Raw genomic sequence first — 13797 nt, forward strand, 5'->3', positions numbered from 1 at the left:
GTATAGTACGATATACTAATCAAAGAGAAATTTTTTTGCTTCAAAATCTTACAAGTGTAATATTTTGAAGATATAACGTACATTGAAAATAGAACATGACAAGAAGCAGGATCCTATGGATTGCGATTGCTGTTATAGGAATAGCTGCGGTAATTTCTGCAGTATGCGTGGCAGGAATGTTGGCAACAAAGGAAAATGCCTGGAAGACACCGGAAGAACTTCTGGCGGAGTACATGGATCATATTCCAAAACAGGAGTATGAAGAAATGTATCGAAGGATGATACTTCGGGTACGGAATTAGGATGGTTTGCAATTTTTACAGCAGAAGATGCGGTGAAACGTCCTATATTGATTATCAGTATGGTAGAAGATGTAAAAGGAAGAGGAGGAAGTGGATATGTTGTTAAGAAAGACAGCCTGGTTCTGGAAGAGTGGTTTAGCAGTAATTAGTTTTGTACTGATGCTTAGTGTTTCGGGGTGCAGCGATGCACTTCCGGAAGAAGATACAGTTTCGGAAACAGTAATTGATATTCAGGCTGTTCCAGAAGAATCTCAGGAGAACGCAGGAGAAATTATAAATATCTGTATAGATCTTTATAAGAAGGCAGCAGAAGAAAACAAGATAGCTGATTTGGAAATGATTCGAAGCATAGTAAATCGCCTTGGAGAAAATGGCTATACGGCAGTTGACAATAAGAATCAAATTGATATGACACATGCAGAACAGGTAGAACGATTCTGTAAAATGGTGGATGCAAAGGAAAAGGGAGAAATAACAATTATAGATATTGATGATTTGGGTGGTTTTATCAAATACGATTTGCAAACTGAGGATGGAAAGGTAGATGTAATCAGAAGTTATTATGCGTATAAGGATGGGGCAATACAAAGAAATGATATAGAAACTTACCAGGCGGAAGATTGGAATTACACGGAAGAAGGATATTTGATGTTTTCTGGAATTTATTTTTCGGAAGAACTGTATGCACTTACTTTAAGTGGAATGGAAGAGCACACAGCATTGCGAGTGGAGCCTTTAGATGAGAGATGCAGGGAACTGTCTCGGAGATATCTTCTTCCAATAAGCTTTGAACGGAATAATATGTTTATTGTTGACTGGAGCGAAGATGATTTTGGAGAATTAAATTTTTATGACATGTATGACATTCTTTATCGAAAAGAAAATGGCGAATATGTTCCTTGTGCTGCAGATGACAACCTGGGTGCCGGCGCAGTTTATCGGATTCCAAAAGAGGAATTTGAAAGCGTTATTATGAAATATTTCAATATTAATAGTGAAACGCTGCAATCTAAAACTGTCTATTATTCGGTAGATTCAACTTATGAATATAAGCCGAGAGGCTTCGAAGAAGTAGAGTATCCGGAATATCCATATTCAGAGGTAGTTGGCTTTACAGAAAACAGCGATGGGACAATTACACTTACAGCTAATGTAGTATTCCCTTATGCAGGTGATTCCAAGGTATATGTTCACGAGGTTGTGGTCCGTCCGTTAGAGGACGGAGGAGTACAATATGTGTCTAACCGAATTATACCATCTGAAGACAACTACAGAGAAACTTGGCATACGCCGCGGTTGACGTTAGAAGAATGGGAAGAATTGTACGGAGGCGAATAATGGAAGAGGTGAAATTGCTGCTTAGAAAATGTGGACTTCTAATGTTACGGCTGTTGATTTTCGTGATAGTTGGGGTAATCTATTGGGGGAAAATGCAAGAAGAAGAACAAAAGGTGGCTGAAGAAGTATCTTCCACGGAGGAAACAAAAAATGCCGAGGAAGAGGCTGCAGTACAATGGGAAAAGGGCTATGATCTTCCGGTAGATGAACAAGAAAGGGAAGAAGCTGAGACTGACTGTAAGAAGCTGATGAAACTTTATCTTGACATTTATGAAACAGCGGATGAAGGGATAGCATCTAATGTTGTTTTGGATGATCAAACGGTTCTTGAAATTCAGAAGAAGGTAAAGGATGCAGGATATCCAATTGCTACGATGGTAACGTATTCTAACATGGAGAATTATGAAAGTGTTGACAGTTTTCTGAAAGAATGTATGAAAGGGAAAAGAGGCTCTGTGGTAATTTATGAAATCCACAATGATGGTGGACTGGGCAGAATGAAATTCATTTTTGATGGAACGGATATGTATGTTGTGAGTACAAGAGGAATCAGGAATGCTGACAACGAGCCGGGAATTTCGTACATGTCTTATACAAGACTCAAAGAATGGAAATACACGGAAAAAGGATGGTTCTGCTATGAGCTGTGTGTGCCGGAGCCGCCAGAGGTTAGTGAAATTATGGATGGAAGCTGCCTGATCAGAATAAAACCTATGACAGAGGAACAGCGTGAAATGTCTGAACGTTGTGTTCGGGGTCTTGGATATCAGGGACAGAACCTTTTGTGTTCCAACTGGAATGTAGAAAATATGAGTGAGTTGGATTATAACGGAATGTTTGAATATCTGTATGGAATGAAATATGGAGAAAAGTTCAATTCTGAAGATTATCCAAATGGCATTCCGAAAGAAGAGTTCGAAAGTCTGATTATGGAGTATCTTCCCATAACAGCGGAGCAGATACGAGAGTACGCAGTATTTGATGAGGAAAACCAGACCTATCTGTGGGCGAGACTTGGGTGCTTCAAGTATGCTCCTACCTTCTTTGGGACTTCTCTGCCGGAGGTTGTCGACATTAAAGAAAATGAAGATGGAACAGTCACATTAACAGTTGAGGCGGTTTGCGATATGGTCATTTGCGATGATGCAGTCATAACCCATGAACTTACGGTAAGGTTTGCAGAGGATGGCAGTTTTCAGTATTTGGGGAATGAAATCCTAAATGACGGAATTATGCATATACCAGATTACCAATACCGTATTAAAGAATGATTTGATAATACTGGTGTTTTATGGTATTTTTACAGATATGAAGAAAGGAGACTTACATGAAATATATTTATAAAATCACGGGAAAAGTAAGTTTAATACTATATATATTTATGTTGTATCAATTCTGGCATCTATGTCAATATGGTGGCTTGAGAAGGCATATACCGATGTTGGCGTTAGGTATAATAGGATTGGTTGGCACAGTGGTTCTCTGGCTGATTTCGAAAAGGCATAATCAAGAAGTTAATTCAGGAGATAATGGAAATAAGAAACTTTTCTATACGGAAATGATACTCCTTATAGCAGCAACTTTATTCTTTGGTGGACGTATCGTTTATTCTGCAGTTCCGTATCACGGGGCACTGTCTTGGAAACTTGATGAGTGGATGCGTAAAAAAGAAGTAGAACTGGAGCATAATAATCTTTTTGAGGATGGTGTAGAAGGGATTCTGATGGATTTGGATGAAGCATTGCAACTGCCGGAAGAACTCTATATTGCAAATAAATATCAGGTGTCATTTGATGAAAACGGAACGATTCAAAGGATTTATGCATTCATATATGGAAAAAATGAGGCTGGAGAGAAAAAAACGTATCTTATTGATTATGACGCAGACAGCAGTAATGATATGACTGTTTGGATAGATGGTAATGTGAATGGAGAATATAGTGACGATATGCGTTTGTCTCCAATGATTGAAATTTTGAACAATTCAGACTGGACGAGTCAGGTAGAGGCGTGGGCTGAAACATTTGAAGAGCAGCAGATTTATGAAATATTCTATACGGGGCGAAGATCTTTTAGTTCAGAGGAAGGCTTACAATATATTTCGGGAGATGCAGATGGTGATGGAACTGAAACAGGAACCGGCAATTTTACTCAGCTTAGAAGCGGTGGAGAAATCGTTGGGTTTGAGGTATCTTTGCATATTCCTGATTTAAATAGTGTCACACCTGTTCGATATATTATGGAGCCTGAGTACGTCAGTCAACAAGAATTGAAGCAGGAGAATACGATGCAGCAGGTGGAGGATGCTAAAGATACAGAAAGTTGGACTGTGGATCAAAGTGATGGAACTATGTATTTCTTTTTAGATGAAAATAATGGATGGCGTTTGGTGATAACGGATGCAGCTGCCGGAAGCAGATTTTATGTAATGGAAAAGACAATGGATGGTGGTTCTACTTGGGAATGCATAAATGATGATCCGTTCAGTGGACAATTGGGAGTTGCAGAAGGTTTAATATTTTATGATGAGAACTTTGGGGTTGCAGGAATTACAGGCGCATCCCAGTCCTATTCCCGCTTATATGTCACTCGCGATGGCGGAAGGACCTTTGAAGAAATGAAACTTCCAATGGATCTTGTTTCAGAATTACCACAAATCGCTATCGATTGCGGATTTACGGTGGAGGATTTTGATTACCTGAATATGCCTGAAAAAGAGGACGACACATTGACGATAACGGTTACCACAGATGCAGCGGAGAAAGATGGGATTGTATTTCAGTCAACTGATTATGGAGCGACATGGGAATACAAAGGGCTTGTTCAGATAGCGAATTAAGAAAAATCGGGTAAAAGTCAGAGATTGACCTTTACCCGATTCTTTATTTCCAGATATTCATGTCAGACAAGATAGACATGGTTATTTCAGTTGCGTTGCTTCCGGTAGCACCGCTATCGGCTCCGATGTTGGTAGCAAAAAAGTATGTATTATCTGCAGTTTCAAGTAAGCCCACAAACCATCCATTCACATCCTGACCATCCACACGGCCGGTTCCGGTCTTTCCGTAGAATGTTCCGGCATCGGAAGCGGAAAGGCAGATGGCATCTTTTACCGCATTGATGTTTTCAGGGGCAAAGCCGAAGCTGTTATTCTGCAGCCTGGTTAAAAGTTCGACCTGTTCTACTGGCGAAATCTCCAAGGATGATTCCATCCAATAGGTGGAGAAATCTCCACTCATATTTTCATTTCCATACCCAATTTCTTGAATATAGCTGTAAATGTTAGAGGCTCCAAGCTGTTCATCCACGGATTGGAAATACCAGTTAACAGAGGAGTTCATTGCAGACTGTAAGGTCTGGTCTGCATTCCATACTTCAAATGGATAGGTTTCGCCATTCCATGCAATGAACGAATTATCAGGGGTAATGATATCTTCTTCCAATCCGAACAGGGCATCATATATCTTGTAAGTGGAGTTTGGAGCAACTCGTAAGGTGGCATGCTCCATGTCGTGTATACTCCATGCATCATTTTCCAAATCATATAAAACAAAACTGCCTTCATATTTGCCAAAGTATGTAGAAAGGTCTACATAGGATATATTTTCTGATGAAGAATCCCATTGATAGTGGCTTCCATCTGCTGCGTATGTAGAAATAAAAGGAGCGAAACCTAACAGGAGAACAGCAGTCAGTACAAATGCCGTCATACCTTTTAGTCTTTTTATAAATGTTGGCTTCTCATAAGAGGCAATGTTGATAATTCTCCGTTTCATCTGCTTCATGTTTCCACCAAGGCCGGCGGCAAATGGAAAAGGAGTAAGCGAAACCTTCTCTGCAAAATTAATCAATGTATTGCCATAATCCTCGTAAGCATCCTCTTCAAGCATTTTCAAAACGGAAGTGTCACAGGCGACCTCTCTGTCACTACGCATTTCTTTTAGTGCGTACCAGACAAGAGGATTGAACCAATATATTACCCCGGCAAGATTCATAAGATAACCGGCAACAGCATCTTTGTGCTTATAGTGCTGCAGTTCGTGCAACAGCATATATCGCATATCGGATTCGTTGTAATCAGAGATCAGATGAATCGGCAGATAAATACACGGTTTCAAAAGTCCCACAATAATCGGGGATTTCAAAAATGCGGTACTGTAAACAGGTATATTTCTGTGAATTCCTATTTCCGCTAAACATCGATGATATAGTCTGCGTACCTCCGGGTTCTGGAGGGGAAGTGCAGATTTCTCCAAAGTGTGTAGGCGGAGCGAGGATTGGATTACCAATATCATCATCGCAAGAATACCCACAATCCATATCCCTAATGCTATGTATCCGGTAATGGATGGTGTTTCGCTATTTACAGAAAGTGCGAAATCATTCATCCAGTCTGTATGTTCGGCTGGATGAATTCTCACAGCTTCTCCTATAGCGGCTGCGGTGTCGGAAGAAGGAGAGCTTCTTAAGCTATCAAGCCACGAGAAGATTTGTGGAAATCCGATGAAACGGAACGGTATAAAGGGAACTGCCAGCAACGCAAGGAGCAGGAACCACAGATTATACTGCATCCGGCTGGACAGGCTGTTTTTGAATATCCGCTTGGCTATCAAAAGAATTCCGATGATACCGCTGATAAATACATTACATATTAAAAAGCGTATCATAAAATTAGCCACGTTAATTTCCTCCTTTTTGGTGCCTCTGTGAAAGAAGGGAACGTAAGTGTTCTATTTCTGTTTCAGACAGTCTGTCATTTTCAATATATGCAGACAGCATGGCAGTGATATCCCCGTCATAGTATCGTTCCAGAAAAGAGTTGCTTTTCTGGCCGATGTATTCGCTTTCTTTCACGACTGGGGTATAAACAAACACTCGGCTCTGTTTTTCATAAGTCAGAACGCCTTTTGTTACGAGACGTTTAATTAAAGTCTGTATCGTCTTAGGACTCCAGCTTGTGGTCTGTAATAATTTGTCTGTTATTTCATTGGTACTGATCGGCGCATGTTTCCATACGATTTTCATAACTTCAAATTCAGCTTCAGAAATCTGTGGTAAATCGCTCATTTCAAATCCCTCCTCAAATCTTACAGCTGTAATAAATATATTATAGACGTTATTTATGTGGTTGTCAATTTCAGAAAAAACATATTGTTGCTAGAATAGCAACAAAAAGAAAAGAACCAGAATCACGACTGCTTCTTGTTCATATCAGATATGAGAAATGTTTACAGCTGCTACCTTTTATATGATTGGTGTCGGAGTAGATAATCCCGAAGAACGGTTTCCGCAGCACAATCCGAAAATCCGTTTTAATGAGGATGTCCTTCCAATTGGAGCGGCCGTTTATACAACAGCAATACTGAAAAAATCAGGTAAATAAAAATATCTCGAATCCAAAGACTGTATAGCTCGCAGTCTGCCGGTAATCCTGGATAAAAAATAGTCAAAGAATTTTTACGTCACCTCTTGCCCTAAAGCGAAATAAGTTCTAAACTGATATTAGACTAACGTACAAAGATAATGAGAGGAAGGCATAACAATGAACTACGAAAAGCTTAATGAAAAAATTCTTGAAATGAGAGAAGAGATGTTTGAAAGCATCAAAGAAAGTGTTGCAATCTGCAGCGTAAAGGGAGAACCGGAGCCGGACGCACCATACGGAAGAGAAGTGAAGAGAGCGCTTGATTATACACTTGCACTTGGAGAAAAGATGGGATTTAAGACAGGCAATGTAGACAATCGTGTTGGCTGGATCGAATATGGCGAAGGCGAAGAGATGGTTGGTGTACTGGGACACATGGATGTAGTACCGCTTGGGGAAGGATGGAATTATGATCCGCTCGGATGTGAGATACATGACGGAAAGATGTACGGACGTGGTGTTCAGGACGATAAAGGACCAACAATCGGCGCAATCTATGCAATGAAAGCAATCCGTGATCTGGGACTGCCGTTGGATCGAAGAATCCGTGTCATGTTTGGATGTGATGAAGAGAGCGGTTCTTCCTGCGTGGAACATTACATAAAAGTTGGCGGAGAACTGCCGACGATCGGATTTACTCCGGATGCTCAGTTCCCGGCAATTTTCTGTGAAAAGGGACAATCATTCTGGTTCGTTACCAGAAAAATGGAAGAGAAACCGGAGATCAAAGTACTCTCTATCGAAGGTGGAGAGGTGCCGAATGCTGTCATCCAGAAATGTACACTCGTTGCAGAAGGCGAACTTGCTGTAGCAGAGAAGGATTACATTACAGTGAAAAAAGAGGACGGAAAGACGATCGTAACAGCAGAGGGAGTCAGTGCCCACGGAAGTACTCCGGAACTTGGAAAAAATGCTGCCATTCGTCTGTTTGATGCACTGAAAGAGAATCATTTTGGAGGAGATCTTCAGAACTGTATAGACTTCCTTATGGAAAAGATCGGCTGGGAGACAAACGGAGAGACCATGGGAATCCGGTTTGAGGATGAAGAGACCGGTAATACGACAGTAAATATCGGAGTGATCCGTTATGATGGAGACGAATTTTATGCAGCACTGGATATTCGCTATCCTAAGAATACGACAGAAGAATTCGTCGTTGCGACTGTGACAGAAGCAATAGAGAAATACGGAATGCGTGTAAAGACAGATCTTCATAAACTTCTGTACGTACCGAAGGATTCTGAACTGGTGCAGAAACTGACAAAAGTATATCGCGAGCAGACCGGAGATGTAGAAGCAGAACCGATTGCAATCGGCGGCGGCACTTATGCAAAATCTTTTGACAATATGGTGGCATTCGGACCGATCTTCCCGGGTGAGGAAGAAGTCATCCATGCTCCAAATGAGTATGCAGTGATGGATAATCTGGTTCGTTCCATTCAGATTACAGCGGCAGCAATGTATGAGCTTGCACAAAAATAACAGATTCCGTATCTGAGCAGAAGAGAAGGAGAAACGCATGTTTGATTTTAAATATTATGCTCCAACAAGGGTTATATTCGGAAGAGATGCAGAAGCGCAGACTGGTGTACTGGTAAAGGAGCAGAACTGTAAAAAAGTACTGATTCATTATGGAGGAGGCAGTGTGAAACGCACGGGACTTCTCGACAGAGTCAAAGCATCACTGGAACAGGAAGAGATCGATTACATTGAACTGGGCGGCGCAGTACCCAATCCAAGACTTTCATTGGTGTATGAGGGAATTGAACTTGCAAGAAAAGAAGGTGTGGATTTTATCCTGGCAGTAGGTGGCGGAAGTGCAATCGATTCTGCAAAAGCGATCGGGTATGGACTCGCCAATGAAGGAGATGTCTGGGATTTTTATGCAAAAAAAAGAAAAGCACAGGGATGTCTTCCGATTGGTGTAATACTGACACTGGCGGCAACCGGAAGTGAGATGAGTGATTCTTCCGTGATCACGAAGGAAGAAGGATGGATCAAACGAGGATACAGCAGTGATTACTGCCGCCCGCGGTTTGCGATCATGAATCCGGAGCTGACCATGACGTTGCCGGATTATCAGACAGCCTGCGGATGTACGGATATTCTGATGCATACGATGGAGAGATATTTTACCTCCGGAGGAAATATGGAGATCACGGACAGTATTGCGGAAGGGTTGATGAGGACTGTCATTGCCAATGCACATATTCTGGTAGAAGATCCTTCCAACTATGATGCGCGTGCAGAAGTGATGTGGGCAGGAAGCCTGTCGCACAATGGACTCACCGGATGCGGCAATGACGGTGGTGATTTTGCTTCTCATGCACTGGAGCATGAGATCGGCGGTCTTTATGATGTTGCGCATGGTGCAGGACTTGCTGCGGTATGGGGAAGCTGGGCCAGATATGTCTATCTGGATTGTCTGCCGCGTTTTCGTAAATTTGCAGTTCATGTCATGGGAGTGCCGGAAAACGGCAGTGATGAAGAGATCGCATTAAAGGGAATTGAAGCGATGGAAACGTTCTTCCGGGCGATTCATATGCCGACTTCTATAAGAGAACTGGGAATCGATCCTTCGGAAGAAGACATAAAGCTGATGGCCCACAAGTGTGCAGTTGCGACCAGAGGCAGCAAGGGATCTGCAAAAATACTGCATGAAGAAGATATGTATCAGATCTACAAAATGGCACTGTAATAAGTGAATTTCTTGACAAAGTAGATTTGCTGTAGTAATATACTGAATTATAAAAGGTAAGCGAAGGCGCTCGAAACGGAATGTTTCGGGCGCCTTTTCTGATATTCAAAGGAGGCGACAAAAGATGAGAGAACTGATTGATCATACAGAAGGCATCAATCGTCTGCTGGCAAGATATGGTGTGAAATTTGGCTTATATAAGGATGGGACATTCCATGAACAATTATTTCCGTTTGATGCGGTTCCACGGGTTATTACACATGACGATTTTCAGTATCTTGAAAAAGGATTGATTCAGAGAGTAGATGCGCTGAACCTGTTTTTGGCTGATGTATATGGTGAAAAGAAAATCATAAAAGACGGTGTTATCCCAGAAGAATTTGTATTTTCTTCTTCCGGATATCTGCCTGAATGTGAAGGAATGACACCACCAAAAGGAATATACAGTCATATTTCAGGAATTGACCTGGTGCTTGGGAAGGATGGAGAATGGTATATTCTGGAGGATAATCTGAGAATACCGTCAGGTGCTTCTTATCCGATGATCGCCAGAGAAATCTGCAGGCAGGCATCTCCAAGAACCTTTCAGAATAACGGAATCGTAGATAACCGGAATTATGCGGCACTTTTGAGAGAAACGATGGACTATGTTAATACAGGCGGAATTCCTGTTATTATGACTCCTGGACGGTACAATGCAGCCTATTTTGAACATTCATTTCTGGCAGAACGTACCGGGTGTGAACTTGCTATGTGTTCCGACTTGTTTGTAGAAAAGAACTGTCTGTATTACAGGGATTATCGGGGAGAGAAAAAGAAGGTTGGAGTGATCTACAGGAGAATCTCAGATGAATATCTGGATCCAATGACATTTCTTCCAGAGTCTCTGATCGGTGTTCCCAATATAATGGATGTGTACAGGAGCGGAAATGTATCAATTGTCAATGCGCCTGGCAATGGTGTGGCAGATGACAAAGGAATCTATTATTTTGTGCCGAAAATGATTCGATATTATCTGGACCAGGAACCGATTCTGAAAAATGCTCCTACATATCTTCCGTTCTATGAAGAAGACAAAAAATATGTTCTGGAAATACAGACATAAACAGAATGTTTCCGGGTTACTCCCTGGGAGAGACAACGCAGAGAATCGCAGCCGGAGTATTTGAACAGGTGAAAGAATATGATTATGGGATACAGTTTGCAAGTTTTTATATGCCGGGAGATTTTGTGCCGCATGTGCGCATGATGGATACCGGGAACCAAAGCCCCAGCCTTGCAAGCCTGTTTGGACTTCCATATGTAGTTGTAAGAAAACCAAAGCCGATTGATACCACGACACTGAATTATAATTGGCAGATCTGGGAGACCAATGCATTTTCCGTTTACACCAGTGAGACGGATCTGATAGATGAAATATCTGCAAAACAGGCGGTATCTGCAGTCCTTCGTTTCCTGACCAGAATGGGAATCCTGAAGTATCATAATCACAGCGGATATATCTCTACGGTATTCGGTGAGGAAGAACTGACACAGATCAAGACCAGTGTAGGGGGAATCTACAGAAGATATAAGAATCCGGGGGAAGAAGTGCATATGGGAGAGGTGCTGGCTGAGGTTTTGCATCCATATGAGGGTGAAGTGATATCCAGAATCGTGGCACCGACAGAAGGAATTATTTTTTTCGCACACAGAAAACCACTGGTGACGGAAAGTGAAGTTGTCTATAAGATCATTAGAAGACTATATGAATAATCTTTGTAACAGAAGGAAAAGAGATCCTGTAAGAATCATATGCTGAATCGCACTGAATCTACAGGATCTTTCTTTTAAATCATTATTTCTCTAATACTTCATCCATGAAAGCAATGATCCCCTGTTCCACTTCATCTTTGATTGCATTGTAATTATGGATCTCATGGCGGTATCCGGAATAAAGACGAGTCTTTACATTGTGACCGGTGTCACACAGCCAGTTCGCTACTTCATACACGCCTTTTCCGTATTCTCCAACCGGATCCTGGTCTCCTGCGATATTGTAGATCGGAAGTGCGGTCGGTACTTTTTTGGCCCATTCGATTCCCGTAATGACGCTCATCATCTGTGTGAAATCATACATTGCCTGATTGTTGGTCGGTTTCGTAAAAGCGTCAAAAGGATCTTCGGCATGGTCTTTCTGTACGAACGGGTCAGCACAGATCCATTCATTGCCGATCCGGATCTCTCCGCAGCGTTCACACATCCAACCCAGCAAAGTTCCTGTATATTCAGGATTGCATTCTTTTCCGAGTCCGTCTTCTACAGCTTTTTTTAAGGCTTCCCCAGCAGCGTCTGCATTACGGAATACACCACAGGTACCGCAGATCGTGATTCCGGCAAGACCGTCTCCGTATTTTGCGGCATAGTCTCTTGCAATAAAAGAACCCATGCTGTGTCCGAACAGAAAATACGGAAGACCCGGATATTTCTCGCATACCAGTTCTTTCAAAGAGTGTTCATCTTCCATCATGGTATGGCATCCCTTTTCGCCCCAGTCACCCCAGGTGCCGTTAACCATAGCTGTTTTTCCGTGCCCCACATGATCATCAGCAGCAACGATGAAACCGGCATCAAGAAATGCAACGATCATATGCAGATATCTTCTGGAATGTTCTCCGAAACCATGGATGATCTGAACGATTCCCTTTGGTTTCGCAGCCGGAACATAGATCCATCCCTGTACGTCATCCCGCTCGTTAAAGGATCTGAAACTTACTTCATGTAACATGATAATACACCTCCTGTATTCCTGATAATCAGGATAATCCTATTACTTATATTTTAGGATTCGGAGGTGTATCTGTCAATAAAATACCCACCAGAAGCGGAGGGAATAAAATGGATCCTGACAGGGAACAGCGAACAGTGCAGGTATGTCCGGTAACTTTGGTTTGGAAAATTCCGGATGTGGCAGGTGAAGCTGCAGTAGGAAAGCAGGAAGCTGTATATTGGAGACTGCAGCGGTTACAGTGGAAAGCTGTGGAATCGATAACAGTATGACCAGCGCCACACAAAACAGGATCAGAAGGAGTGATTCTGCCAGAGAGTGGATGTCTGAAAGAATGCCGCTGCTCCCCTTAATCGTGGAATAGACTAGTCCGTGAAACAGATAGACTGCCATTGTTCGCGTACCGATATAGGAGTAACACGTTTTTCTGCCGGACATCAGCAGTGCAACTGCCAATGTCATGGCAAATCCAATGAGGTAGCATACGCAGCGGCAGAGAATTCCCTCTGTAACCGTCTGTCCCAGAAAATGATAATTATATCTTCCGTAAAATACTTTCGGAGAAACAGTTCTGCAATATGGGTTCAGAATCAGGAATACTGTGAAAGCAGCAATCAAAATAACTGCAAGTATCCGGTTACGTCTGGTTCGGAGCAGGGTCAGTTTTTCTCTGTTGAAATCTGTTCCTGCCAGAAAGAAAGGGAAGAACACAAGTGTTCGTGGAATACTTAACAGATTTCCCGATATTCCGGAGCATCCGATCAGAAGCCCGGCTGCAATAGTGAATATCATATAATGTGGTATTTTTTTTACATAAGGTGTCAGAACTCTCCAGAAAAAGAGAGCCTGCAGATACCACAGTGAAAATTTTGGATACATCAGATACAATCCCGTCGGTTTGTGAATGATCACAACATATAAAAAGTAATACAATATTTCGAAGATGAGGTAAGGAATGACGAGTTTACTGATCAATACACGGAAAGGAAGTCTTCTTTTTGAAAAATATCCGGAGATGAAGATAAAGGCCGGCATATGAAATGATACGATCAGCCATTTGAGTGTAGTTAAAAAAAGATTATTGTCATAGCTTTTTTCGATGAAATGTCCGATTACAACCAGAACGATCAAAAAAGCTTTATAATTGTCGAATAAATAGTCTCGCTGCTTTGATGATGGCATGAATTTACCTCCCTGATATCTAATAGGAATTCAAAACTTTTTTCATTCTACTCCTGATTCTGATAATGGACAAGAAGTAAAACGT

At 41.8% G+C, this 13797-nt stretch carries 11 protein-coding genes and 2 pseudogenes; 9 read left to right on the top strand and 4 right to left on the bottom strand.

Annotation, left to right across the window (positions count from 1 at the left end; all coding sequences use genetic code 11):
• Positions 1 to 95: 95 nt before the first annotated feature.
• From JQM82_RS11255 to JQM82_RS11275, 5 genes and pseudogenes are all read left to right on the top strand, one after another.
• Positions 96 to 302 carry a hypothetical protein gene (locus tag JQM82_RS11255; RefSeq protein WP_235250429.1) on the top strand — a complete coding sequence of 69 codons (207 nt, stop codon included), beginning with the start codon at positions 96 to 98 and terminating at the stop codon, positions 300 to 302.
• Positions 272 to 451, top strand: a pseudogene (locus tag JQM82_RS16540) (hypothetical protein); the annotation flags it as partial. The gene JQM82_RS11255 and the pseudogene JQM82_RS16540, both read left to right, overlap by 31 nt.
• The gene (locus JQM82_RS11265; protein WP_235250430.1) at positions 399 to 1640 is read left to right on the top strand and encodes a DUF6070 family protein; all 1242 of its coding nucleotides are present in this window, start codon (positions 399 to 401) and stop codon (positions 1638 to 1640) included. The pseudogene JQM82_RS16540 and the gene JQM82_RS11265, both read left to right, overlap by 53 nt.
• Complete coding sequence (locus JQM82_RS11270) at positions 1640 to 2911, top strand: DUF6070 family protein (RefSeq protein ID WP_331472884.1); 1272 nt, start codon at positions 1640 to 1642, stop codon at positions 2909 to 2911. Before JQM82_RS11265 ends, JQM82_RS11270 begins: the two co-directional genes overlap by 1 nt.
• Before the next feature lie 56 nt (positions 2912 to 2967).
• Positions 2968 to 4479 (top strand): WD40/YVTN/BNR-like repeat-containing protein, encoded by a 1512-nt coding sequence (locus JQM82_RS11275; RefSeq protein ID WP_235250431.1) that lies wholly within the window; start codon positions 2968 to 2970, stop codon positions 4477 to 4479.
• A 43-nt stretch (positions 4480 to 4522) separates the two neighbouring features.
• On the opposite strand, the gene JQM82_RS11280 is transcribed toward JQM82_RS11275, so the two are convergent.
• Together JQM82_RS11280 and JQM82_RS11285 are read right to left on the bottom strand one after the other, a co-directional pair.
• Complete coding sequence (locus JQM82_RS11280; protein ID WP_235250432.1) at positions 4523 to 6319, bottom strand: BlaR1 family beta-lactam sensor/signal transducer; 1797 nt, start codon at positions 6317 to 6319, stop codon at positions 4523 to 4525.
• Between the two features lies 1 nt (position 6320).
• Positions 6321 to 6707, bottom strand: coding sequence for a BlaI/MecI/CopY family transcriptional regulator (locus JQM82_RS11285; protein ID WP_235250433.1), 387 nt, complete (start codon positions 6705 to 6707; stop codon positions 6321 to 6323).
• Positions 6708 to 7182: 475 nt separating this feature from the next.
• Between JQM82_RS11285 and pepV the strand changes: the two genes are divergently transcribed.
• The 4 genes and pseudogenes from pepV to JQM82_RS11305 form a co-directional block, all read left to right on the top strand.
• Entirely contained in the window at positions 7183 to 8547 is a 1365-nt protein-coding gene (gene pepV, locus JQM82_RS11290; RefSeq protein WP_235250434.1) for a dipeptidase PepV, read from the top strand.
• Between the two features lie 37 nt (positions 8548 to 8584).
• Positions 8585 to 9763: an iron-containing alcohol dehydrogenase gene (locus JQM82_RS11295; RefSeq protein ID WP_235250435.1), complete on the top strand. Its 1179-nt coding sequence runs from the start codon at positions 8585 to 8587 to the stop codon at positions 9761 to 9763.
• A 124-nt stretch (positions 9764 to 9887) separates the two neighbouring features.
• A complete protein-coding gene (locus tag JQM82_RS11300) occupies positions 9888 to 10868 on the top strand; it encodes a circularly permuted type 2 ATP-grasp protein (protein WP_331472885.1) in 981 nt (326 codons plus the stop codon).
• Positions 10856 to 11518, top strand: a pseudogene (locus JQM82_RS11305) (succinylglutamate desuccinylase); the annotation flags it as partial. The gene JQM82_RS11300 and the pseudogene JQM82_RS11305, both read left to right, overlap by 13 nt.
• 82 nt (positions 11519 to 11600) lie before the next feature.
• Here JQM82_RS11305 and JQM82_RS11310 read toward each other — a convergent pair.
• Together JQM82_RS11310 and JQM82_RS11315 are read right to left on the bottom strand one after the other, a co-directional pair.
• Positions 11601 to 12530: an alpha/beta fold hydrolase gene (locus tag JQM82_RS11310; protein WP_235250436.1), complete on the bottom strand. Its 930-nt coding sequence runs from the start codon at positions 12528 to 12530 to the stop codon at positions 11601 to 11603.
• A 75-nt stretch (positions 12531 to 12605) separates the two neighbouring features.
• The gene (locus tag JQM82_RS11315; RefSeq protein WP_235250437.1) at positions 12606 to 13712 is read right to left on the bottom strand and encodes an acyltransferase family protein; all 1107 of its coding nucleotides are present in this window, start codon (positions 13710 to 13712) and stop codon (positions 12606 to 12608) included.
• Positions 13713 to 13797 lie beyond the last annotated feature (85 nt).

Source organism: Faecalicatena contorta (assembly GCF_021531995.1).
Classification (GTDB): Bacteria; Bacillota; Clostridia; order Lachnospirales; family Lachnospiraceae; genus Dorea_A; species Dorea_A contorta_A.